Consider the following 25,283-nt stretch of genomic DNA (forward strand, 5'->3'; position numbering starts at 1 on the left):
AGCAGTCCGCCTGCAACGCACTACAATACGATATAGCGCTCTTCTTTAACGGTATTTCCGCTGACGCTATCAATACCGACTTCCTCAACTACAATACGATCAGGATGTTTTTCGACCCTCACACCTTGGTCATCTATACCAATAGCCCGGGTCTGGATTTCTTTGACTTTCCCCCCGTTGATACCAATGTAATCATCAATTTTTACGGTATAACTTTTACCATCGGGCGCAGCAACCATCGCTCGAGGATCTCCCCTGACAACCATGACCGCAATTAAACGCAACTGTCTAAGCTCATACCGCTCCAGAGGACCGCGCAATTCTTCGGGCCTTCTGGTCGTTTGAATAGCTGCCGGCGGTTCGTCTCGCCGAATCAGGGGGGTAAAAGGATCACGTCGCCCACCAGGATTGTAGGTAAACTCACCTGATGTTTCTGCTTCTGTAGTAACCTCAGCTGTCACTTGATCACCACTTGTTTGTGCCATAACCATGGATGACGGAATCATAACCAGGATTGTGACAACGATAAATATAAGTTTCATAACAGGGAACCTGTGAAAAATCATGTGAGCGTACCACCTTTCAACTAATTATTCGATCTCTCCCCAAGAAACCGGAAGGTTATGGCACTGCAATCAATATTCAGCGCGGTGCGCCCATCAACCTCTTTGGCTCCGCCCAATTTTAATCCTTTTATATTGACGATACGCTCCATTTTGCTCACTGCATCAAAAAACAATGCGGCCTGATGATATGATCCAGCCAGTCGCAATTCAACAGGGACATCAGCGTAAAAATCTCTTGACACTTCAGGCAGCGGACGAAAGCGAACAACATCAAGTCCTTTTTCCTGTGCAAGGGATGCAATCTTGGTCAACAGGGCTGGAATTTCTTTATCGAGAGGTAATTCTCCAAGGGCTTCTTCAAGTTGCACCAGAAGTTTATTGTAATCAGCACGATAAGCCTCAAGGTTGTTGGCTATCCGTTGATTACGCTGCAATATGGTCTGGGCTGATTCGCGTTGTTGTTCAAGTTGCAGCTGTTCCTCCCGCAAACCCTGATAAATCATAAAATAAAAGGCAGCAACAATAACGGCTGCCAGAACAAAAAGAATCAGAAACCGCTGATAGGCCGGAAGACCAAGAACTTTTTCAATTTTTGGATTCATCACACCCGTCCTGTCTTAATTGGTCGCTGGGGTCACAGCCCGACCCTTGAGGCTGAAACGCTGCATTCGTCGACTACCAACCGTGGTCTGTTCGGTAACCATCAATTCGACACCGCTGTAATGTCCTGAACTTTCCAGTTGTCGCATAAACAAAGCCACCGTCTGCTCAGTATCGGCAACGCCGGCCAGATCGATACTGCCATTTGTTTCAGTAAAACTGGTTAACCACAATTCTTCAGGCAGTGCATTACTTAAATCGTCAAGCAAACGTACCGGGCCGCTCTTGTCGCTTTTCAGCTGGGCAAGAACCTCAAGCTTTTGTTCGAGGTCGGCCTTTCTTTTTTCGTAATCACGTACTTCACCAATGCGCTTTTGTAACTCAGCATTGCGGCGATTGATATCAGCAATCTCTGTCTGCAGATTTTCATTGGTTTGCTGCTGTTGAATATAGACGGCACCACAAACCAAACTGACGAGCACAAGAGACAACACCAAAATGACAACTTGTGAGCGGAGCTTCTCCTTTTTTTGAGCAGCCCTTACCGGAAGAAGGTTGATCCTGATCATTTGTCACCCACCTTCCTCATTGCCAACCCGGTCGCCACCGAAAACATCGGACCAATGGCATTGAGATATTCTCGATCAAACTGTTTTTCATTGATGGCAATGTTACGGAAAGGATCGATACGTTCGACATCGATATCCAGACGCTGTGCCAGAACCTTCTGAACACGCTCGGAAGCAGCAACACCACCGGTCAGATATACCTTGCCGATGCGCTCTTCGCTGGAGGTTGCAGAAAAGAAATCAAGAGAACGCTGAACCTCCTGCACCAGATTTTCTGTCGCATCAACAAGGACTTGTTCAATGTCATCGGCGCTTAAATCACCAATATTCCGTTCACCGAGTTTGATCCGTTCTGCATCTTCACTGCTGACACCTAAACGCTTCTGTAATTCCTGGCTGAGCAGGTTGCCCCCCGTCTGAATGTCGCGGGTAAAAACGGAATTACTGCCGCGCATGATATTAACGCTTGTTGCACTGGCGCCGAGATCAATCAAAGCAACAACTTCCCCTTCAACAAACCCGTAATTATAATCAAACATGTTCTCTACAGCAAAACAATCAACATCCATCACCACCGGAGTCATGCCCGCCTCAGCAAACACGGCAGAGTGATCGTTGACAAAATCTTTTTTCGCCGCAACCAGAATAACACTCATTTGGGAGGGATCTTTCGAGTCGGGACCGATGATATGGAAATCGATATTAACTTCGGAGACATCAAAGGGAATATATTGCTCTGCTTCCCACTGGATCGATGCTTCGAGTTCGGATTCGGTCATCATGGGCAGATTAATCTTGCGGATGATAACTGAGTGACCGGAAACCGAGGTTGCCACTTGCCTGGTCTTGATTTTCATCGACCCAAGCATATTCTGGATCACGTCGACAATCGCCGGGGCATCCATAATGGCATTATCAATGATGGTTTCCGGCTCCAGCGGCATAATGCCGATGTTCTGGAGATGGTAGGTTCCACGCGCCTCACGCAGGCGCACCATCTTTACCGCACTTGTGCCGATATCAATACCGACAATATCTTTTTTCGATACGAACATGATTTATCCAGTCGAAAAGAGAATCCCCAAAAAACAGGCGCGCCACTTAAATAAACAAATTGACCTGATCAAATCTAGAGATCAGGAAATACTTTTGTTTTGTCAGAAAGTTTATAACCTAAAGCCAGAATAATTTTACGCATGGTTTCCATGCGGCAAGGACTGCCACGTTCAATCCGGGTAATCGTCAACGGAGACACATCCGCCTTGCGAGCCAGTTCGGCCTTGCTCATCAATAAGGATTCACGAACTTCCTTGACTCGATTCTGCTCCATGCTCTAACCCCATAACCCACTGAACTTTATTCATCACATCTACAAATTGAGCATAATTATAGGTCAGGGAAAGATATTGTCAAGAAGTTTTAGACTAAACCAATAAAAAAAATTAAAACTCAACCGCCGAGCAGTCCAAGGTACCAGCCAATCAGTCCTCGCCCCCAGAACAGATAAATGATAGCCGCCAATGCCAGAAACGGCCCGAAGGGGATCGCCAGCCTGGTATCACCTTTTTGTACCAGCATCAAGGGGACACCAACCAGAGTGCCGGCCAACGACGCCAGAAAAATAACCGGAAACACCGCCTGCCATCCAAGAAAAGCCCCAAACATGGCCAACAGCTTGATATCGCCGCCACCCATCCCTTCCCGTCCGGTCAGCTTTTCATAAATCCAGGCGACCGCCAGCAACGACCCGCCACCCAGCAGGATCCCGAAAACCGAATTGTACCAGGTCAGCCAGGGAATAAAAAACGAACCGGCAAAACCGACCGGGATACCTGGCAGGCTGATCACATCGGGGATGATCTGGTGATCCAGGTCAATAAAGGTAATCGCCACTAGAGCGGCAACAAATACCATATAGACAATGGTAGCGGCTGAAAAACCATAATAATAAAATGTCAGAACGAACAATAGCCCGGTCAAGGCTTCGACTGCCGGATAACGCGGGGAAATTCTCAGCCGGCATGCCGAACAGTGTCCCCGCAACAGCAGGTAGCTGACAATCGGAATATTCTCAAACCAGCGTATCGAATGGCCACAGGCCGGGCAGGAAGATGGCGGGGAGACGATCGACTGTCCTGCCGGTATCCGGTAGATACAGACATTGAGGAAAGAACCGACGATAGAACCAAAGGCAAAAGCAAAGAGCATCACAAGGCCAAACTCAGACATTACAACCACCAAAGCATCTCACACTAAAATATACAGAATAAGCACCGCTGTCCCTTACTCAATCACATCGGCAGGGTGTTATACCCCAAACCAGTTGCAAGTTTTAAGTGCGTCAGCCTTACCGCGCAAAGAGGTTTGAACATTAAGACGTACAAGTGCCGCAATTGATTCCAAGCTTAACAGTTGAAGATGTGACACTGGAATTTGCGGGAACAAATGATCCCGCAAAAAAATACTTTCCGGGATCTGCTTTTAAGAAGCAATTTTATTAATGTTCAGTATATTAAACCACAACCATGTCACCTAATCTCAATCCAGGACCTGAAGCCACTTCTGACATCAGTTACAGTGCTCGCTTCTGTTCTGATAATAGAGCCTGTTGACAATTGAGTAAAAACACTTACTTTTTTCGCGCCCGCCTTCGAACCAGAATGCAACGATGGGGTTGTAGCGAACCCAACTCCAAGATCAATATAAGATTTAGCGTATTCATTTCCGCTCCCATCTATATCGACACCCAGCACATTGACTCGTGGGGTCGCTGTCCCCGTTTTATAATTCAATGCATATAAGCGGCTAAAACCCTCACCAGTACAAAGATCGAGTCCAGGCTGATATGCGGTTGCAAATAAAACCCCACCCGCAAGAGCGGAAGAGTTAAGAACCCTTGTCGCCGGGGCGGTCCCCGCAACGCCTTCAATTGGTGGCAAATCCAGGTACCAGCCTTCGTAATTGGCAGCGATATCGCTCACCAGAGAGTTAAATGTTGTATTGGTTGCCACAGCGGTAGTCAGATCACCATCAGTTTCAACCTGAGCGGCACTGACATTTATCAAATCGGTACCTTTCGTGACTTCTACATCTTTTTCTTTTATGCCGTAAATAGATTGTGTCGCTGTAGTTGTCTGATCTCCACTGACAAAAAACCGTCCCGTTCCAAAGAATATCCACTTCTGTCCAGTATTGTCTATGGCCGGGGTCACTCCCGAAACAACCGGCTGAGAAACATTTATAAGTGTCTCTGGAGCTGCCCAATTGGTTGAATCATCATCTTCATCAATGTCAAGTCGCATCACACGGCCACTAGTTGCCGTCTGGCTGCCAATTACACCAAAATAAGCGGCATTTGCCTTATAATTTAGCTGCCAGTCAACAGCTACGGGATCACCAATAAAACTATTAGCTATTCCCGTGTCATCCGTGCGCACAATGCTCATACTAGCCAGATCGATTGTATAAAGTTTCGCTGTCTGGTTACTCTCTGCCGTAGCCAGGTTGGTGGGACCGGAACCGAAAATTAAATACCATTTATTGTTGGTGTCAATAGTGAGCGCGGCCGGATAGGAAGTACTAAAACTTCCATCTGGAACCTGTATTTCAGCCAGCAATTTAGGCGCTACTTCTGGGTTGGTAATGTCCATGAAGACATAAGCAGAGCGCAGCTCTCTGTTGTCCGCAGGCGTTAGGTCACCCGCCAGACCATCTGCTGCCGTATCGACCGTTATCTTGCCCCCACCAAAGCGCATGCCGACGACGAGAACTGTGCCCCAGCCGCCAGGATGATCATCATCGTCAGCAAAAATATTAGCATCAAAAACTTTGGGTTTACCGTCCACATAATAGACATGAGTGTAGTTTTTATCCTTGAGCCACTTCAGATGTGGTAGCAGGTTCATCGGCACGTAAGCCCATAGTTCGGAGCCTAATGGGTGCTCAACGACAGCCGTCCCATCGTAATTTTCCCCTGAAGTGAGAAAAGACCTGGTGGCGGAATCATAAAACCCACCATTAAAGGCATGCAACATTCCACCATTGCTGCCGACATACAATACCTGACGGCGTTTTGCATACTGCTTTCTGAAAACTCCGTAGGAGGCGTCTTTATACAGCAGATCAAAAGCTTCCTGAGGTGCACCAACCACCGTTGGGGTTGCATTGACAACATCAGCCAGACGCATAACTTCGGTTGCTCCATTCCCATTGTAATCAATCGTCCGATTACGAGAACTCGCATCTTCCTTGCCGCGGATATAATCGACTACAGCATCTGCATCTGCTTCGGTTGCCACGTTCAGAAAACCAAAATTGGCAGAAGAGATAGCGGTACTGTCAAAGTTAACAAATTCACCAACATCTAACTGATTATTATTATTGGAATCAATCCAAGTCTTGATAAATCGACCGCCAGTAGCTGTATCGTCAGCAGGACTTGCAAAAGCTCTTTGTGTCTCAGCAACTGCCGTGCTAAAAGACAGCTGTTTACGTGCGTTCCACAAGGTCCCCACATTTTCCAGCGAAGTTTCACTTGTCACATAATGAGCCGCCATTATTTCATCGCCAACGGCAAATGTCGTTGTTAACGGCGCTACATCAAATGTTACCCCTGTCGTATTGATGGCAAAAATCACGTTTGAGGTTGAACTGCGACCAACCCCGCCATTTGACAAATTATAAACCGTCCAGCCACTAAAAGCCCCTGACCCTACTGCACCACCAATTCCGTTGACGGTGAATTCTACTCCTCCGGTACCGGCATCGTAGGCTGTAACTGTTCCCTGCATGAAATAAGGAACGAACTCATCGTCTTGCGTGCTTTCATAGCGCCGAACTTTTGTCTTGTTTTCTACTTCATCGTAAAATTGCTGTATCACCTGGTCGGTAAAATAGCCCTCAAGAACGGCATCACCATCGTCCTCCCTGAGATAGCCGTAATCGTCCAGCCAGAGAGCCTGGACCGTGCCGATCCAGGAAACACTGTTATTTAAGCTGTCCTGTCGCAAAGGCTCATAATAGGCCTGATAAAGAGCACCCACTCCGCTGACGTTATTTGAAACAACCGCTGCCGCCGTACCGGAAGATGATCGTTGCAGAATAGCAAGGAAGATACGATTCAAAGAATTTTCTAGCTGTAGCGGGTTGGTAGCAAAAAAGTAATTGTCCGGAATCCCGTCAGAGCCATCTGCGCCAGTTGCATTATTAATAGAATCCCATTCAGAAACGAGATCCGGCAAATTATTTCCATTGCTGTCGACAAAGCCGCCCCATTTAGCGGCATATTTGAGAGGATCCTCCAAAACACCGGCCGACGAGCCGGTAACAGTATAAGTCACTGAAGTTTTTGCATCACCGACCTGACAATTACTGCAGCCTAGAACTCCTTGTGGATCAATATAGTCAAATCCTTCAATACCCGAATGGAAATGAGCGCCATCTTGACTTGTACCACTGATAATATAGCCAAAACCTTGCGGGTTCACAGTACTTTCAGCAATGGCATCCGTCGAAATAATTATCTGGCTACCAACAACTGAATACTCAATAATACCCCACATATCCTGATCATAATCCCCCCCCATCTCACTATCTTCCCAGTTGACGTAAAATTTACCGTAGGTTGGCGTTTGCGTGACAATTTTGAAATCAACCAGAGTTCCGCCACCGGAATTCCCGGAAACATTCAAACGATAAGCAGGAAGGATGGTCACAGTACTAGAACCAACTGACACTTCAATTTTCGGCACGTTGGTCGCCAAGGCTATACCATAAGTACTGACCATCAGGTCTCTGGAGTTTTCTCTAGCCGTCGGCACAGTCAAATCCGCCCGAATGCGGTTGGTATTAGCGTAATGGGCAGTGCCGGACATCAGATAGGTTCCCTGCTGCGTTGGAGCCTCAGGGCACAAGCCGGAAAAAGAACCAAATCCCGAGCCGATCGGCTTGGAGGTACAAAGCTCATTGGATGTTGTGCCATTACTGCCGACAAACCATGTCGCAGATACCGCGTCTATTCCCTCACCGATACCAACACGATCGGTTAAATCCTGCGCCGAATCGGTTGCACCTAAATTGCTTACCCCACCCATCTGGTTGCCATCATAACTGGAAACACTGGCATTGAAATTCAAGACATTTAAAGGAGCACAATAATTGACGCTGTTCAGCGGATCCGTCCAGCTTGCTATCGTCAAACCCAAGGTTGAATCGTTGGTTGTTCCTGAATAAGTAAAATCTGAGTCAGCCGCTGCCCCAGCCAGATACCGAAGCGATTCTAGGTAGATTTCGGACATCGGGTTTCCCCAACTGCTGCAATTCCCTTCGTTCGCCGGAGAACCCTGGGCTTCTGCCCCTCCCGAGTGGACTAATCCCGTTTGCTGAAAAGTACAATCATCACGATCTTGGTAAGTACCATTGTTGTAATCATAACCGTAGATTCGTAAGCGATCAAAATTGTGGACAATCCCGGTTGTCGCTGTATTAAATCTACCATCGGAGCTGATGACTTCATTGGCAAAGGAACTGATGTTTTTTCTTAACACCCCTCCAGATATGTTGTTGGTGTAAGTGCCTGTCATCAAACCAAAATCAATTTGCCCGCTATCACCATAGACCTGCAACAAACCAATAGGCTTATAAGTCGTGCCGTATTGTTTAATTTTTTCACTACCTGGCCATGAAGAGTCGGCAACTTTAATGCGGGCGATATATTCACCTTGTGCCAACCCCGTGCCAAGGCCGTGTGTAGTTTGAGAAGGATTACGATCATTCGCATTGATCCCCGAGATATAGGCCAGGTTACCATTCGTAGGGGCAGATTTTTCACCTGACCAGTAACCTTGCCAACGTTCATTGGCCATCCATAAAGCATAATTTCCCCGGGCAACACGAATTAACGGGGGGTTCGTGTTGGTGTCGGAATAGCGATTTGCTCCAGTTGTTGATCCTGTTGTCAAATTGGCAATGGTAATGCCAGTCCGGCTTAGATTTTCCAATTGCCAATCATTGTGAGAGCCTGAGCCGTTATAGCTCCCATCTGGAACATTAATTCGAATTGGTGAACCTGTAGCAGTCACAGTCCCGATCATCCATTGAGTATTATCACTGGTAGAATAGACTCTGACTTGATCTCCGTTGCTCACCGATAATAACGTTGTAAAGTCCTTATTACCGGAGCCGATAGTAACGGATGTCCCGCTTATCGCGATTGGTGGTGTTGTAACGATACCCGTAAACGGGGTCAACTGATCGATATCACTACCATTATAATATTTAGCAAAGGCATGGGCATCAGTTGGCAGATAATGGCGTTCCAACACCGTCAGGGTACTGGTATCGGTGGAACGCTTACCACCATAGAGGAGCTTACGGACAACATCCATGCGGGTCATCGTCGCCCAGTTCATGAAGTTTCCACTCCATTGACCTGAGCAGTAATGGTTGTTGGCTCCTGTGGCCATAGCTACGGGAACAAAACGATCATCTGCAGTCTCGTATGTGTAACACTTGGCACTATCGAAATAGCCGTAATATTCTATGCTATCGACATAAGTTTTTTCTGCTGTACCGTCACTATTGAGATCGGAATAGTCGTTATACGCCTTGTACGACAGTTGATGATCACGTGACGCATTAATCATCACCAGTGGAGTAACATCGTTGCCAGTCAGGTTGATTGGCACACTGGTGTAAGCGGCATTGGTATCAGCTGAAACCTCCGCAAACAATACTTCTGGCAACCCGATAATGAATACCAATCCCAGAAGTACTGTTCCGGCAAGTGAATTTTTTTTGTTCATTTTCATGATGACTCCCTGAAATACCCGAATCCAACTGTCAATAACGGCCTTCGAGCTCAAGACCAACAACATGTTGCCATTGTGCCGAAACGATAGACTCACTTTGCGACCGACCTAGGTGCTGTGAATAAATTGTGTAGAGAATCTGAGCTCCCCCCCCTGCAGCTCCCTTTCCCTTCCCTTCATAACCTGCCACCATCTGCAGACCAGAACCTTCTGTCGTACTAGTTACACCATCTACAATGATATTGGTGTGGGGGGCCGTATTAGTTGCATCATAACCTTCAGGGAAATAAGCAATGTCTCTTGCCGCATCAGACACATTTGTTTCATCACGACCGGCAGCATTATCCGATAAGGTGGTGTCTACAACCAAAATGGTGTTATTCGGATTGACTGGATCCTGTAAAAGACTATTCGCGTCTAGGGCTGTAAATCCCCCAGGGCTGCCCAGACTTTCCTCCACCAGACGAGCTGCAAGCTGTACACCACCATCTGACTGGTAGAAGGTTTCTTTATAAGCCCTGTCATTACCGGTTATCTGCAATTCAATAGTTGTCGTATTGGTCGCGGAAATACCAATGATCATCAGCACGACCAGCATTAACAAAGAGGTAATCAATACGAAGCCTTGCTCATTATTTAGCGTACTTTTTCTTTTTTTCATAATAGCCCTTGAATCTTGAATGGAGTCCTTTATTAAATTGGTTCCATCAATAAAATGTCCATTGACAAATTAGGTCCATTACCGGGAGGGGTAACGATAACCCTGATGGTTTTATTCCCTAGAATTGGATAGTCATCTGCAACATTCCAGAACACATCATTGACACCATTACCATCTCTATCCTCAGCACCATCAGCGAGGGCAAGATCGTCAAGGCCGGCAATTCCATCATTGGTGCCGGCACCATCTGTCAACACCACGTCATTGTATTCAAGAGACAGAAACCCTTCGAAATAATCCGCTGCAGTGTTGCTGGCCTCACTAACCTGTCGCCCCTTACTGTTTCCTTGAATAGATGAAAGTTGCATTGTTGCTGCACCAAGAATTCCTACGGCAAAAATAAAGAGTGCAATGAGAACTTCCAGCAGGGTGAATCCTGAATTACTATTTGTGCGTAGTGGACCGTTCATCTACATCCCCATATTTCGAAGGTTGACCATCGTGGTTTGAAAACGTCGACGAAAGCTGTCATTAAATGGGCCCCAAACTGCTCCCGATGGGGTCTGGTACGTATTGGAGTCGATATAATTTCTGTCCGGCTGCCTGGCACGGGCAAGGATTGAGATTTGTATTGAGCGAATAGCTGAAGGGTCAGCAGGGATAGTGGTTTGAGAGCCATCTTCAAGCTCATAGAAAAATTCAAGACCATCAATCTCTGGAACAAAAGGCTGATGACCGGCCGCTTCAAAATGACCAGAACCGGTTGGAGTTTCTGCCAATGTCACAACCACAGCAGAAGACACCCTACCCAAAGTCCAGCCTCCCATTGCCGCGGAATCATAGCGATCGTAGGCTATGTTTTCTCCATTATCTGCAGTGTCTCCATCATCATTAAAATCGACAGAAAACGAAATCGCATCGACTTGTGCGTTGAGGATATCAGCGTTACTACCGCCAACACCTCTAAAACCTGCCATTCTTAAATCCCGAATAAGAGTATCAAAGCCCGCACGAAGATTCTGCTGCACTTCAGCAACTTGCTCTTGGACCAGATAGCTATTTTGTTGAGTCTGGAATGCGGTATAAACTCCCGTCATTAGAACACCTGATACGGCGAGAGTGACAATCAGCTCCACAAGAGTGAAACCCTTACAGGAGAATAAACAGTGATATTTCATTGCCAGCTACCTCCACGCCACATCAAAATTCTGATGGCACCACTGGTCAAGCTGCCAACAGCATAGGTACTGGTATTAGATTGATGATCGAGATAAACGTAACCATTTGGAGGGGGGTGCATTCCTCGCGAGTCGAAAACAACGCGGTCATTGGTATAGCTCACATTATCAGCAGGGAAAACACCACCTGGAACAGCAGTAGTTGCGTTGCCATGTCCAAATTTAATGACATTCCCTAAACTGCTGAGGTCAATAGTGTCTAAAGTTCCAACACAAGCACCGACAGACCAATCATCACATAAACTATAACTGTTATTAGCCACATCAAAGATAACTGCTGTCTCTCTATTGAATTTGACTGCCATTGATCTGGCTTTTTGCATACTTGAGTAGACATCCCTCGCTGCAGCTTTGAGGCGATAGTTCGGAGCCCAGGTATTAATAGCCGGCAACGCAATCACGCTCATAATGCCGATAATACCCACTACAACGATCACTTCCAGCAAGGTAAAGCCTTTTGCATGTTTAAACGGAATTGCTTCGGGCATACTCGTACTTTGATTCATAAAAGTCCTCGACAATAGAAGAATCTGAGATAATCTCTATGCAAACACCAGTCCAACTCATTTCAAGATTAGACATCTCTATCATTTCAGGGTTTTTTGTTCAACTGATTAATTATTAGAGTGCTGATCGTGCAAGCTTTGCACAGCAAACATATGCAGAAAATACTTATTTTTACAAAACTCAACAGAGTTGGCAAAGAAGATCAGCATTCAAAACATCAACCACAGAGCATGCAGGGGGGGGCAGGCCCCCTGCGGTGCCAGTTCTCAGCATCCATTTATCCCCTCCCCGGTAGACATTAATCACCCTCGTGATTCGGGTCAGAAATATAAACCAATCTTGTTTCTTTCTCTCCAACCCTCAAACTCTTTTAAACATGTGTGACTGCGTTCATTGCCCTTTTCAATCATCACCGATGCCAAGTTTATCAAGGCGATAACGGATCTGGCGGAAACTGATGCCGAGCAGTTCAGCAGCTCTGGTACGCACGCCATCGGCCTGCTGCAGGGCGGCAAGAAGAATATGTCGTTCCTGCTCCTCAAGCCACTGCTCCATTTTGAAGCCTGCTGGTATGTCGTGCTGTTCGGCGGAGAAGGTTACCCTTTTTTTTTGCAGTTGCGGTGGCAGACAGTCGACAGTGAGCCGCTTCTGATCACCTAATACCAGACAACGCTCGACCAGATTTTCAAGCTCGCGCACGTTGCCGGGCCAGTCGTAGTTGAGCAACAGCTCCAGGGCCGGCTTATCGATCTGGAAGCTGTCGTCACTGGCGGTTTTCTGATGGTAAAAATTCTGGATGAGCAAGGGAATATCGCTGCGCCGCTCACGCAATGGCGGCAACTCAATGGTCACGACGTTGAGGCGATAATAGAGGTCTTCACGAAAGGTTCCTTGCGTGATATTGGCTGATAAATCCTGATTGGTCGCAGCGATCAGACGGATGTCGAGGGGAATATTGCTGGTACCTCCGACCCGCCGGAATTCGCGCTCCTGCAAAACCCGCAGCAGCTTGACCTGCATCCCCATGGGCAGTTCGCCAATTTCATCAAGAAACAAGGTGCCTAAATGAGCACTTTCGAACAACCCCTGTTTTTTCTTGTCGGCACCGGTAAAAGATCCGCGCTCATGGCCAAAGAGCTCACTTTCCAGCAGATTTTCGGGAATAGCTCCGCAATTAATAGCCACAAAGGGGTGATTTTTACGTTCGCTGCCCAGGTGCAATGCCTGGGCGACAAGTTCCTTACCGGTACCACTCTCTCCGGTAATCAACACATTGGCCCGACTCGGGGCAACGCGCTCAAGCAGAGTGATCAGCCGGTTCATCTCATCACTCTCACCAATCAGATTTTTAAAAGAAAAGCGCTCTTTGAGCTGACGTTTAAGCTGGCGATTTTCGTGTTGTAACTGCCGGCGCTCCAGGGCATTTTTGACCACCAGCCGGATTTCATCATTTTTGAAGGGCTTGGTGATGTAGTCGTAGGCACCGAGTTTCATTGCCTCTACCGCTTCTTCAGTGGAAGAGAAAGCCGTCATCATGATGATGGTCGTATCATTCTCCTGCTCACGTAAACGACGCAGCAGATCGATACCGGTCAAGCGCGGCATCTTGATGTCAGTGATGATCAGATCGATATTATTCTCAGAAATTTTAGCGAGGGCATCTTCACCATTTTCCGCCTGATCAATCTGATACCCCTCGCGGTGAAGTAATACGGTCAACATTTCACGCAAACTCTGTTCGTCATCAACAATCAGGATACGCGGACTATGATTGCTCATCTTCTTCCCCCGTTGATTGTGGAAAACTCATCATGAAACGCTCACCTCCTAACGTTGAACCTTCAGCGCGAATGGTACCACCGTGGGCTTCAATAATCGAGTAAACGGTCGACAGACCTAAGCCGGTACCCTTGTCTTTGGTCGAAAAAAACGGCTCAAATATCCGCTCCCTGATCTCCGGGGCAATGCCGGGGCCACTATCCTCTATTGTTAAGGTCCAGGGGGTCCCTTGACTAAAAGAAATCAGCAACGTCCCCCTCCCCTTCATTGCTTCTGCCGCATTAATTGACAGATCCCACAGCACCTGCCAGATCTGGTTACGATCAATAGGGACGAAACAGGGATGCTCCCCATTAATCTGCACATCGATCTCCTGAAAACGCTGATCACGCAAGAGCATCTTACGCAATTCAGTAACCATGGCAGCAACATCGATACTGGTTTTTTGCGGTTGATGGGGGCGGGCAAATGCAAGAAAATCGGTGAGTAAGTGGTTAAGTCGGTCCGCTTCCTTGACCATGATGGTCAGCAAGTGTTTATCTTCTGCACTTAAATGACAATTTTCACCAAGCAATTGTGCAGAGCCACTGATGGAAGCAAGAGGGTTACGAATTTCATGAGCCAGTCCGGCTGAAAGGCGTCCAATCGCTGCCAACCGATCAGAACGCTTGAGTTGCTCTTCGATCTGTTTGAACTGAGTCAGATCCTGAAATGTCACCAGAGTACCCAGAGCTTCTCCATGACTGCCACGAGCAAGGGCGGTGGTAAAACCAAAAGACAAACGTTCGCCGGATGGGTGGAGAAAAAAGCCTTCAGCGCGCGCCACCGGGAGTTGTTCGGGGATAAAATAATGGCTAAGTTCGGTGAAAAAATCAATTACCGGCGAATCATAGACCTGATTCAGGCTGAGCCCGGTAATCTCTTCCGCTGCGCGATTGAAGGAACGAATACGCCCCTGCGGGTTAATCAGCATGACACCACTGCTGATATGGGAGAGTACGGTCCGGTTCATGCGCTCGAGTTCAGCGTAATCGATACTTTTGCGTTGATACAGGGCCTCACTTCGGCGCCAGCGCTCAGACAAGGTACCACTTAAAAAAGCGGTCAGAAAAAAAGCAACAAGATGAACAAAGAGGGTATTTAAAAAAACAGCATCCGCGGTGGCGGTGGGAACCTGGAAAGGACCGAGCAACTGATAAAACTGCAGCAGTAAAATGCCGCCAAACAAAATGGAAGAACTGGCGGCGGCCAGGATCGTCATGCGCCGGGACAGAAGAAAACTGGCTGATATGATAACCAGCAGATAAAAGAAAGAAAAAATACTCTCAACCGCACCGGTGGTGAGAATCAGCGCTGACACCAGGAGCAGATCCCAGACAATCTGCGCCTGATTTAAAATCCAGATACTCTCCAGCCGTGGCAGGATCAGGGCGACAATAATGGCCTGGACATAGGATAAGCCAACGAGAAAAAACAGCGGTGTTACTGAGTAAGAAAGGTTACCATACAGGTAAAAGAAAGCCGCGCCACCCAACACCAGAGTAATCACCGCAGTTCGGCAGATCAGATACCAGACCAGACTGCGGTGTTCCGGTGGGGTCAGGCGCTGTTTGACAGACTCATTGCTGGGCATTAACCGTTAAATATTCCCGGCCATCTGGAAGATCGGCAGATACATGGCGATAACCAGACCACCAACAGTGGTTCCGAGGAACAGCATCAGCATCGGTTCCATCATCGCGGTCAGATTGTTGACGGCATCATCCACCTCATCATCATAGAAATCAGCGATTTTACCGAGCATGGTATCGAGGGCTCCGGCCTGCTCCCCTACTTCGATCATCTGACAGACCATGGGCGGAAAGACGCCTGATTCCTTGAGGGGTTCGGCAATGGTTTTCCCTTCACTGATACTGCTTCTCACCATTTTAATGGCATCTTCAACAGTGCGGTTTCCGGCGGTCTTGGCAACAATATCAAGGCCATCGAGGATCGGTACGCCACTGGAGATCATGGTCGACATGGTGCGGGCAAACTTGGCCACGGCGACCTTGCGAATCAGCATCCCGAACACCGGCAGCTTCAATGCCCAACGATCAAAAGCCCGGCGGCCCTTGTCGGTGGCGTAGATTTTTTTGATGACAAAGATTGCCAAAAAGAACAGCGCAATAATAATGACAATATAATTCTGGATCAGGTTACTTATGTTGATAACAATCTGGGTCGGTACCGGCAGCGCGCCACCAAAATCGGCAAAGATTTTTTCGAAGGCCGGAATAACAAAAATCAGGATAACAGCAATAACAACCACAGCGATACCGACAATAGTGGTTGGATAGGTCATGGCACTTTTGACCTTTTTCTTGAGCTTGAGTGCCTTCTCAATATAGACCGCAAGACGATTGAGGATCGTATCAAGGATGCCACCGACCTCGCCGGCAGCGACCAGATTGACGTAAAGGTCATTGAAGGCTTTCGGATGCTTGCCTAAGGCATCGGCAAAGGTTGAACCCGATTCAACATCCGACTTAACTTTCAGCAGCACATCCTTGAAGGTTTTATTGGGCTGCTGATTCGAAAGGATATCGAGACACTGAACCAGCGGCAAGCCGGCATCGATCATGGTGGCAAACTGGCGGGTAAAGACGACGATATCCTTGGTCGTTATTTTCGGCTGCAGAAAATTGATGTTGATATCGGCATTAATGCCGCCGGCTGCCTTGACCTTGGTGGTCTGGATTCCCTGACGCCGCAGACTGGCCGTTACTGCCCCTTCGTTGACAGCTTCCATGGTTCCTTTATGAGTTTTTCCGTCTTTCGACCGGCCTGTCCAGGTGAACTTCGGCATGGTCCTCCCCTTTCACATTTGGCTTTTGCGGGCTTTATCAGCGATCTGTTACTTCATCCGATCGGGACTGATGGTTCGCTTACGGCTTAACACCGCCTGCGGATTGGCAAATATCTGGCGCAGCTCATCCTGATCATGAGAACGCGTCAAAGCATCATCCTCGCTGATCTGGCGACTATGGGCCAACAGAAACAGTGACTGGTTCATGGTCTGCATGGCAAACTTGTCCTGACCGATCTGCATCTGGGAATAAATCTGATGAATCTTGTCCTCGCGAATCAGGTTACGAATCGCCGCATTGGGGACCATGACCTCCAGTGCCATGCAACGTCCCTTACCGTCTGCTTTGGGTAACAAGGCCTGGGACAAGACTCCTTCAAGCACAAATGAAAGCTGGGTACGCACCTGCGACTGCTGATTCGTGGGAAAGACATCAATAATCCGGTTCATGGTCTGCACACAGGAGTTGGTATGCAGGGTGGCAAAGCACAAGTGGCCGGTTTCAGCAATCGTTAGTGCCGCCTCAATGGTTTCGATATCGCGTAATTCCCCGAGCAGTACCACATCCGGATCCTGTCGCAGAATATATTTAAGGGCTTTTTTGAATGTGCTGGTGTCGGCACCAACTTCGCGCTGATTCACCAGGCATTTTTTATGCGAATGGATATACTCAATCGGATCCTCAATGGTGATGATATGTTCACTGCGTTCAGAGTTGATCGCATCAATGATAGCCGCCAGGGTCGTGGTTTTACCACTGCCGGTCGGTCCGGTCACCAGGATCAGCCCACGTGGTTTTTTCGACAGACTCTTGACTACCGGCGGCAGTCCGAGATCATCAAAACTCTTGATCTCGAAGGGAATAGCGCGAAAGGCACCTGCCACCGCCCCACGCTGCACAAAAATATTGCCACGGAAGCGCGATAGCCCCTTGACACCGAAGGACAGGTCAAGCTCGTTTTCATCTTCAAAGCGGCGTTTCTGGGCATCGGTCAAGACACTGTAACAGAGCTGCTTAGTGTCAGCTGCCGTCATTTTGGGTCCATCGAGGGTCTGCATTTTACCGTCGATGCGGATCTGAGGTGCGGTCCCGGTCGAGATATGCAGGTCAGATGCCCCCTGCTCAATCATGTTTTTAAGTAACTGGTGCATGTTCGCCATACAGGTAACCCTCGTGAGTAAACTACCCCGCCACAAGCAGCAGGGCATTGGAAGTCAAAATTCAATATTCTGAATTCTATATTCTGTCTTCCAGATTCGGCCCTTAATCATCCGCAATCGTCGTCCTTAACACCTCTTCCAACGTGGTCACCCCTTCCGCCATCTTGGTCAGTGCTGCCTGGCGCATGGTTTTAACCCCGAGACGCATCGATTCTTCTTTAATTTCAGCAGTATTGGCACCGGCCAGAATTGCTTCACGAAGCGGTTCAAACATCGGCATAACCTGATAAAAACCAACCCGCCCGCGATATCCGGTATCATTACACTCAGCACAACCACGCCCTTTGTAAACGGTGATCTTGCTTGCTTCATCCGCGGGCACACCTGCGGTGGTAAGGGCTTCGATGGGATGTTTGACCGGCTCTTTACAGGTTGCACAAACTCTGCGGCCTAGACGCTGCGCAGATATCAGATTGACTGCCGAAGCCACCAGGAATGGTTCAATCCCCATGTTCAGGAGTCGATTGACAGTACTAGGAGCATCGTTGGTGTGCAGGGTTGACAGCACCAGGTGACCGGTAAGGGCAGCCTTGACACCAATCTCAGCGGTTTCAAAGTCACGAATCTCACCGATCATGATGATATCCGGATCCTGTCGCAGAAAAGCCCGCAGGGCAGCGGCAAAGTTAAGACCGATTTCCTCGTGCATCTGGACCTGATTGATGCCGGCAAAGTTGAACTCAACCGGATCCTCTGCGGTCGAAATATTTTCACTGACCTTGTTCAGCTCTGACAGAGCTGAATAGAGGGAAACCGTCTTACCGCTACCGGTGGGACCGGTAACCAGCACCATGCCAAAAGGCTTGTGAATTTCATGTTTGAACCATTTCAGGGCCTGTTCTTCATAGCCGAGCTTGGTCATATCCAGCTGCAGATTACTTTTATCGAGCAGACGCAGAACGACTTTTTCACCAAACAGGGTCGGCAGGCAATTGACCCGGTAATCCATTTCCTGATTACGGGCCAGCTTGATTTTGATACGACCATCCTGGGGAAGGCGACGCTCGGCGATATCGAGGTTAGCCATGATTTTCAAGCGGGAAGTGATGGCGTTTTTCAGTTTGCGCGGCGGCTTCATCACCTCGTAAAGTACACCGTCGATCCGGTAGCGCACCCTGAACATATGCTCATATGGCTCAATATGGATATCAGAGGCCTTCTTTTTAATTGCATCAGTAAGAATCAGATTGACAAGCTTGACAACCGGTGCATCTTCACTGGCTTTTTCCAGCTCATTAATATTCTCGATTTCGTCATCACCGACCAGTTCCAGATCAATATCGTCAAATTCGCTTAAAGCATCGGCCATGGATGCTGATTGATCATAGTAGGTGTCGATTGCCTCTTTGACAGCAGCTTCGGCAGCAACAACAACCTCGACATTATAGCCGGTCATGAATTTGATATCGTCGATGGCAAAAATATTCGAAGGATCGGACATGGCGACAATCAGGGTCGCGCCGGCACGGTTGATCGGCAGCAATTGATATTTCTGAGCGACTGCTGCAGGGACCAGCTTTATAACCGCAGGATCAACGTCAAACTCTCTTAGATCGATGGAAGGAACACCGTAGTGTTTGGAAAGGAAGGTAGCAAGATCGTGTTCTTGAACATAGCCCAGCTTAATCAGTGCCGCACCAAGTCGTATCCCCTCGCTTTTCTGTGCAGAAATTGCTTTTGCCAGTTGATCATCAGAAATCATCTGGTTTCTGATCAGCAACTCACCCAGCCGGCTGACACTCATATGCCGTTATTCCTTTCCCATTTAATACAAATATTCAGACAATTGTTGACGCATAAAACCGTGAGGCAAGCGCTCCCCAGTCCAGATCAAAAAGGCATCTTCGCCCTGTGCGGCGAGCAGGCTCAAACCATCAACGCAGGTTAAGTCCCGACGGTGAGCTGTCCGAACCAAATCCGTACCGGTTTTGGAATATACCATATCAAATATTAATGCGCTACCTTTAATATTCTCCAATGGGAGAAAATCGAGAGATTCCCCATGCAGGCCGACAGAGGTTGTATTCACCAGTAAATCTGCCTCTGATACAGCCTGTAAAAATTCAGTCGAACAGTAAGTTACAGCCGCCAGATGGTGTTTCGAAGCATTTGTTCTAAAGTCCGTAATCAGGTCGACCGCACGTTGAAGAGTCCGATTTGCAATGGTTATCTGTAACACCTCTGCCGCCAGGAGTGCCTGCACAGCTGCCCGACAGGCGCCCCCGGCACCCAACAGCAGCACCTTTTTGCCCTGGGGAGAAAAACCAAGATCCTGACTCACGGATCGGATAAAACCACTACTGTCGGTATTGTAGCCGAGCAACCGACCGCCATCATTCACCACCGTATTAACCGCGCCAATTTGCCTCGCTATCGGATCAACATGATCCAAGAATGGGATAATCGCTTCTTTGTGCGGGACGGTGACATTGATCCCTCTAATATTGAGAGTTCTCAATGAGGCGGCGGCGGCGGCCAGGACATCTGTCGTTACGTGAAACGGAACATAGATGGCGTCTAAAGCACAATGAGCAAAAGCCGCATTATGCATCAGCGGTGACAGTGAATGGCCAACCGGATCACCAAAAATGCCGTAGACAGCTGAATTCCCGGTAACTTTCTGCATTATTCCGGAGCTCCATCGGGTCCCGCACTGGATGCCAGGTATTCGTAAAACTGAACAACCTGCACCCGCTGCAGGATTTGTCGTGCCTTTAATACGTCTGCCGCTATCGCCACTTTCAACTCACTCACATTGCCGAATGAGGCTTCATCCCGCAACCGCTCGATGAAATAGACTCTTAATTTTTCACCATAAATTTCGCCGCTATAGTCAAGCAGATGAACTTCGATGGTCAGGTCATGAGAACCAAAGGTCGGGCAGTAGCCGATATTGACGACCCCACCATATTCAAGATCGCCATGGCGCACCTTGACTACATACACACCGGGGGCAGGAATCAGTTCTTTCTCCGTACTTAAATTAGCCGTCGGAAAACCCAATTCGCGACCACGTTGAAAGCCACTGACCACCTCACCGAACAGATTATAATGGCGACCAAGTAAAGGCAGAGCTTCAGCGACCCGGCCGGCGCTGATCAATTGACGAATAAGGGTAGAGCTGTATGGAGCCCCAGCAACATTGACCGGTTGTAATATGTCGACAGCAACACCCTTTCCGGCACAATACTCCCTGAGGAATTCTGGTGTTCCACGACGTCCTTTGCCGAAGGCGTAATCATAACCGACAACAAGTTTCTGCGCCGCTAATCGGTTGAGCAACACGTTATCAACAAACTCTTCCGGAGATTGCCGGGCAAAGGATCGATCAAAGGGGATTTCAATCAGCCAATCAACATGAGAAGCCGCAATCAATCGGCGCCGCTCTTCTCTGGTATTAAGCAGTAACGGGGCTTTATCGGGAGCAAGGACCTTGAGAGGATGTGGGTAAAAAGTGCAGACAACCGACTGCAACCCCTCTGTTCGTGCAATTGTAACCAAATGTCGAAACAGGGCACGATGGCCTAGATGAACGCCATCAAAGTTACCCAGGGTAACCACACTCGGGGTAAAATCGTCAGGGATGTTGGTTAAGGAATCAATGGTAATCACAATACTTGCCACCTTTTAAAATCCAACAATAACAGTGTCTTGGATAGTACCGATTGTATGCTGCCAGAGACAAGGGCTAAATGGGATCAACGCAAAAAAAAGGGCGAACCGTCGCCGGTTCGCCCTTAAAAAACCTGAGATATTGAGATATTTACTCAGTTGAACTGGGAATCAACGACTTCAGGTACTCCCGATTGAGCTTAGCGATAAACTTGACACTGATTCCTTTTGGACAGGCCGCCTCACACTCATAGTGGTTGGTACAGTTGCCGAAACCCTCTGACAAAATGGTTTCAGTCATTGCCTTGACCCGGCGTTTCGCTTCCGGCTTACCCTGAGGGAGAACAGCAAGCTGGGCAACCTTGGCGCTGGCAAAGAGCATCGCCGAGCTGTTGGGGCAGGCGGCGACACAGGCGCCACAACCGATGCACTCAGCAGCATCCATCGCATAATCAGCCACTGGTTTACTGACCAGCAGCGCATTGCCATCAGCAACTCCCCCGGTATGACAGGAGGTGTAACCACCGGCCTGCATGATCACATCAAGAGAGGTACGGTCAACAATCAGATCCTTGTGGATCGGGAAAGCTCTGGCCCGCCAGGGCTCGATGAAGATTTCATCACCATCGTTGAACTCGCGCATATGCAACTGGCAAACCGTTGTCAGCTCCTGCTGCCCATGGGGACGGCCATTGATCACCTGTGAACACATGCCGCAGATACCTTCACGGCAGTCGTGGTCGAAAGCGATGGGATCTTTTCCTGTCTTGATCAGGTCATCATTAACCTCATCAAGCATTTCCAGAAAAGACTGATCAGGACTGATATTGTCAGCTTTGTAGGTCTCCAGTTTTCCGCTTTCTTCTGGCCCCTTCTGGCGCCATACATGCAATGTAAGTTTCATTATTTATAGCTCCTTACGGCAAGTTTGACGTTTTCGAATTTCAGGGGCTCCTTGTGCAGCTCGGGAGCCTTGCCGGTACCTTTAAATTCCCAGGCAGCCGAATAGCAGAAGTCTTCATCATTACGCATCGCTTCGCCATCATCGGTCTGATGCTCAACCCGGAAGTGCCCACCACAGGACTCTTCGCGGTGCAGCGCATCGGTAGCCATCATTTCAGAGAACTCAAGGAAGTCAGCCAAACGCCAGGCATTCTCGAGTTGCTGGTTAAGTTCCATGGCACCACCGGTGACATTGACGTTGTTCCAGAACTCTTCACGAATTTCCGGAATACGCTTGAGGGCATGTTTGAGGCTGGCATCGCTGCGCGCCATCCCAACATCCTCCCACATAACGTTGCCAAGCTCGCGGTGCAGCTCTCCAACTGTCTTTTTACCCTTGATCGACAGCATCTTGGAAATTTCCTGTTTAATGCTCTGCTGCGACTCTTTGAAGGCGTCATGATCGGTCTTGAACTGACCGGGGGTAATCGAGGCCAGATAAGGAGCGATAGTGTAAGGAATGACGAAGTAACCATCGGCCAGACCCTGCATCAGAGCAGAAGCTCCGAGGCGATTGGCACCATGCACCGAGAAGTTGGCCTCACCAAGAACGAAGAGCCCTGGAATATTGCTCATGCACTGGTAATCAACCCACAAACCGCCCATGGAGTAGTGCGGGGCAGGATAAATACGCATGGGGCGCTCATAACCATCTTCGGCGGTAATTTTATAGTACATATCGAACAGGTTGCCGTAACGCTCGGCGATGGTCGATTGACCCAGACGGTCGATGGAGGCCTGGAAATCAAGAAAGACACCACGCTTGCTCTCGCCAACGCCGCGGCCATCATCACAAGCTTCCTTAGCAGCACGGGAAGCGATATCTCGTGGGGCCAGGTTACCGTAGGAAGGATACTTGCGTTCGAGAAAGTAATCACGATCCGGTTCGGAAATTTCAGAGGGGTGCTTGCCACAATCTTCAGCTTTTTTGGGGACCCAGACGCGGCCGTCATTACGCAGGGATTCAGACATCAGGGTCAGCTTCGACTGTTTGTCGCCGTGTTGTGGAATACAGGTCGGGTGAATCTGGGTATAGCAGGGGTTAGCCATGTAGGCACCCTTTTTGGTCGCTCTCCACTTGGCGGTAACGCTACAACCCATGGCATTGGTCGACAGGTAAAAGACATTGACGTAGCCACCGGTCGCCAGGACAACGGCATCGCCCCAGTAGGATTCGATTTCACCGGTCACGAGATTGCGGCAGGTGATCCCTTTGGCAGCACCATCAACAACCACCAGGTCAAGCATTTCGCGGCGCGCAAACATTTTTACCGAACCATTTTTAATCTGCCGAGACAGGGCTGAATAAGCGCCGAGCAGCAACTGCTGTCCAGTCTGACCACGCGCATAAAAGGTCCGGGAAACCTGAGCACCACCGAAGGAGCGGTTGTCAAGGTATCCGGCATAATCACGCGCAAAGGGCACGCCCTGGGCGACACACTGATCAATAATATTGTTGGATACCTGCGCCAGACGCCAGACATCGGCTTCACGGGCGCGGAAGTCGCCACCCTTAACAGTATCGTAGAACAGACGATAAATGCTGTCACCGTCGTTCGGATAGTTTTTAGCCGCGTTGATCCCGCCCTGAGCGGCGATACTGTGAGCGCGGCGGGGGCTGTCCTGATAGCAGAAGGCTTCAACGTTGTAGCCAAGCTCACCTAAAGAAGCAGCTGCGGCGCCGCCGGCAAGACCGGTACCCACAACGAGAATCTTGAACTTGCGCTTGTTTGCGGGATTGACCAGCTTCATATCGAAGCGATGTTTGTCCCATGTAGTTTCAATCGGACCTGTAGGTGCTTTTCCGTCTAATATCACAATAAGCCCCCTTATTTCACAATGCGAGCGAGAATAAACAAAGGAATGGCGATATACGCCAGACCATACACGATAGCCAGTACTTTACCGATCGAGATCACCTTGTCCTGACTCGGACCGGTGTTCCAACCCAGAGTCTGGACCCAGCTTGAAATACCATGAGCCAGATGCAACAGCAGGGCGACCATCGCAACGATGTAAATCAGCGCAATGAAGACCTTCTGGAAGCTGAGCACGATCATGCTGTACACGTCGGGTCGGGAGGCGGCATCAAGGGGAAGATTAACCGCCGAAATCGACGGATTAGTGACCTGAAGGGTAAAATGAAGCAGGTGGTAGAGCAAAAATGCCAGGATAATCAGACCGGTGAAAATCATGGTCTTGGCAGAGAAACTCGTGACCAGGGTTTTTTCAATGGCATAAGGATCGGGGGTAGCAGCCTTATTCTCCATGTACAGTTGAATACCGAAGGTAATGTGGATAGCAAACAGAGCCACCATTCCCAAACGGAACAACCAGACCAGAGGACCGAGATCGTGCAGCGCCTTGGCGTAGGCATTAATGCTGTCGGGGCCTGCAAAAACCGACAGATTGCCGATCAGATGGACTGTAATGAACGCGATCAGCATCAGACCGGTCACAGCCATCAGAATCTTTCTTCCCACAGTGTTCGTTAACAGATTCATAGTTCATTTCCCTCGAGAGTGTGAATGATTGCCAATGAAGGGTACTTTCCCGAATTCAATCAGCGTTGTTCAGCTCCTGTGCCTACCGGTCAGGCCCGGCCCTTCTCTCCTCCTGAAAACAAGCCTTGTACCACTGCCCCGGCGATGCGCGCCAGGAATCAATCCTCCTGTCCATGTGACATCCTTTCGGTGTCGTTCATTCCATTGCAAAGCCCTTGAGCTGCATTACGGGCGATAGGTGCAAACAGTATACTGTATACTAAACATTGTTATAAATTTAAACAAAAAAAACCGTGGTTTGGTAAATTCTAATGGCAACTAATTTCCGGATCAACGACAAACCACGCCGGCAAAAAAGAATCCGGACA

General features: G+C 48.6%; 21 protein-coding genes. All 21 read right to left on the minus strand.

What is annotated here, in order from left to right; translation table 11 throughout:
* Positions 1 to 20: 20 nt before the first annotated feature.
* On the minus strand, positions 21 to 542 hold the full coding sequence (locus tag AC1931_RS04130) for a pilus assembly protein PilP (protein WP_483875957.1): 522 nt from the start codon (positions 540 to 542) through the stop codon (positions 21 to 23).
* A gap of 44 nt (positions 543 to 586) precedes the next feature.
* Positions 587 to 1,168: a type IV pilus inner membrane component PilO gene (locus AC1931_RS04135; protein WP_483875958.1), complete on the minus strand. Its 582-nt coding sequence runs from the start codon at positions 1,166 to 1,168 to the stop codon at positions 587 to 589.
* A 15-nt stretch (positions 1,169 to 1,183) separates the two neighbouring features.
* The gene (locus AC1931_RS04140; protein WP_483875959.1) at positions 1,184 to 1,735 is read right to left on the minus strand and encodes a PilN domain-containing protein; all 552 of its coding nucleotides are present in this window, start codon (positions 1,733 to 1,735) and stop codon (positions 1,184 to 1,186) included.
* Positions 1,732 to 2,790 carry a type IV pilus biogenesis protein PilM gene (gene pilM, locus AC1931_RS04145; RefSeq protein WP_483875960.1) on the minus strand — a complete coding sequence of 353 codons (1,059 nt, stop codon included), beginning with the start codon at positions 2,788 to 2,790 and terminating at the stop codon, positions 1,732 to 1,734. The genes AC1931_RS04140 and pilM overlap by 4 nt, the downstream gene beginning before the upstream one ends.
* A gap of 74 nt (positions 2,791 to 2,864) precedes the next feature.
* A complete protein-coding gene (locus tag AC1931_RS04150) occupies positions 2,865 to 3,065 on the minus strand; it encodes a helix-turn-helix transcriptional regulator (protein WP_483875961.1) in 201 nt (66 codons plus the stop codon).
* A 119-nt stretch (positions 3,066 to 3,184) separates the two neighbouring features.
* Positions 3,185 to 3,964 (minus strand): prepilin peptidase, encoded by a 780-nt coding sequence (locus tag AC1931_RS04155; protein WP_483875962.1) that lies wholly within the window; start codon positions 3,962 to 3,964, stop codon positions 3,185 to 3,187.
* A 299-nt stretch (positions 3,965 to 4,263) separates the two neighbouring features.
* Complete coding sequence (locus AC1931_RS04160) at positions 4,264 to 9,543, minus strand: pilus assembly protein (protein ID WP_483875963.1); 5,280 nt, start codon at positions 9,541 to 9,543, stop codon at positions 4,264 to 4,266.
* Between the two features lie 31 nt (positions 9,544 to 9,574).
* Positions 9,575 to 10,204: a pilus assembly PilX family protein gene (locus AC1931_RS04165; RefSeq protein WP_483875964.1), complete on the minus strand. Its 630-nt coding sequence runs from the start codon at positions 10,202 to 10,204 to the stop codon at positions 9,575 to 9,577.
* Between the two features lie 32 nt (positions 10,205 to 10,236).
* Complete coding sequence (locus tag AC1931_RS04170) at positions 10,237 to 10,674, minus strand: prepilin-type N-terminal cleavage/methylation domain-containing protein (RefSeq protein ID WP_483875965.1); 438 nt, start codon at positions 10,672 to 10,674, stop codon at positions 10,237 to 10,239.
* The gene (locus AC1931_RS04175) at positions 10,675 to 11,382 is read right to left on the minus strand and encodes a prepilin-type N-terminal cleavage/methylation domain-containing protein (protein ID WP_483875966.1); all 708 of its coding nucleotides are present in this window, start codon (positions 11,380 to 11,382) and stop codon (positions 10,675 to 10,677) included.
* Positions 11,379 to 11,948, minus strand: coding sequence for a GspH/FimT family pseudopilin (locus tag AC1931_RS04180; protein WP_483875967.1), 570 nt, complete (start codon positions 11,946 to 11,948; stop codon positions 11,379 to 11,381). Before AC1931_RS04180 ends, AC1931_RS04175 begins: the two co-directional genes overlap by 4 nt.
* Before the next feature lie 403 nt (positions 11,949 to 12,351).
* A complete protein-coding gene (locus AC1931_RS04185) occupies positions 12,352 to 13,728 on the minus strand; it encodes a sigma-54-dependent transcriptional regulator (protein WP_483875968.1) in 1,377 nt (458 codons plus the stop codon).
* On the minus strand, positions 13,715 to 15,361 hold the full coding sequence (locus AC1931_RS04190) for a two-component system sensor histidine kinase NtrB (RefSeq protein ID WP_483875969.1): 1,647 nt from the start codon (positions 15,359 to 15,361) through the stop codon (positions 13,715 to 13,717). Before AC1931_RS04190 ends, AC1931_RS04185 begins: the two co-directional genes overlap by 14 nt.
* Positions 15,362 to 15,367: 6 nt before the next feature.
* Positions 15,368 to 16,576 (minus strand): type II secretion system F family protein, encoded by a 1,209-nt coding sequence (locus AC1931_RS04195; protein ID WP_483875970.1) that lies wholly within the window; start codon positions 16,574 to 16,576, stop codon positions 15,368 to 15,370.
* Positions 16,577 to 16,624: 48 nt separating this feature from the next.
* Positions 16,625 to 17,737: a type IV pilus twitching motility protein PilT gene (locus AC1931_RS04200; protein ID WP_483875971.1), complete on the minus strand. Its 1,113-nt coding sequence runs from the start codon at positions 17,735 to 17,737 to the stop codon at positions 16,625 to 16,627.
* Between the two features lie 103 nt (positions 17,738 to 17,840).
* Positions 17,841 to 19,541: a type IV-A pilus assembly ATPase PilB gene (gene pilB / locus AC1931_RS04205; protein ID WP_483875972.1), complete on the minus strand. Its 1,701-nt coding sequence runs from the start codon at positions 19,539 to 19,541 to the stop codon at positions 17,841 to 17,843.
* Positions 19,542 to 19,562: 21 nt separating this feature from the next.
* On the minus strand, positions 19,563 to 20,423 hold the full coding sequence (gene aroE, locus AC1931_RS04210; protein ID WP_483875973.1) for a shikimate dehydrogenase: 861 nt from the start codon (positions 20,421 to 20,423) through the stop codon (positions 19,563 to 19,565).
* The gene (locus tag AC1931_RS04215) at positions 20,423 to 21,409 is read right to left on the minus strand and encodes a bifunctional riboflavin kinase/FAD synthetase (RefSeq protein ID WP_483875974.1); all 987 of its coding nucleotides are present in this window, start codon (positions 21,407 to 21,409) and stop codon (positions 20,423 to 20,425) included. Before AC1931_RS04215 ends, aroE begins: the two co-directional genes overlap by 1 nt.
* 151 nt (positions 21,410 to 21,560) lie before the next feature.
* On the minus strand, positions 21,561 to 22,313 hold the full coding sequence (locus AC1931_RS04220; RefSeq protein ID WP_483875975.1) for a succinate dehydrogenase/fumarate reductase iron-sulfur subunit: 753 nt from the start codon (positions 22,311 to 22,313) through the stop codon (positions 21,561 to 21,563).
* Positions 22,313 to 24,229, minus strand: coding sequence for a fumarate reductase/succinate dehydrogenase flavoprotein subunit (locus AC1931_RS04225; protein WP_483875976.1), 1,917 nt, complete (start codon positions 24,227 to 24,229; stop codon positions 22,313 to 22,315). Before AC1931_RS04225 ends, AC1931_RS04220 begins: the two co-directional genes overlap by 1 nt.
* Positions 24,230 to 24,240: 11 nt before the next feature.
* Positions 24,241 to 24,915: a succinate dehydrogenase cytochrome b subunit gene (locus AC1931_RS04230; protein ID WP_483875977.1), complete on the minus strand. Its 675-nt coding sequence runs from the start codon at positions 24,913 to 24,915 to the stop codon at positions 24,241 to 24,243.
* Between the last annotated feature and the right edge of the window lie 368 nt (positions 24,916 to 25,283).

This window comes from Pelovirga sp. C15f, assembly GCF_057178085.1.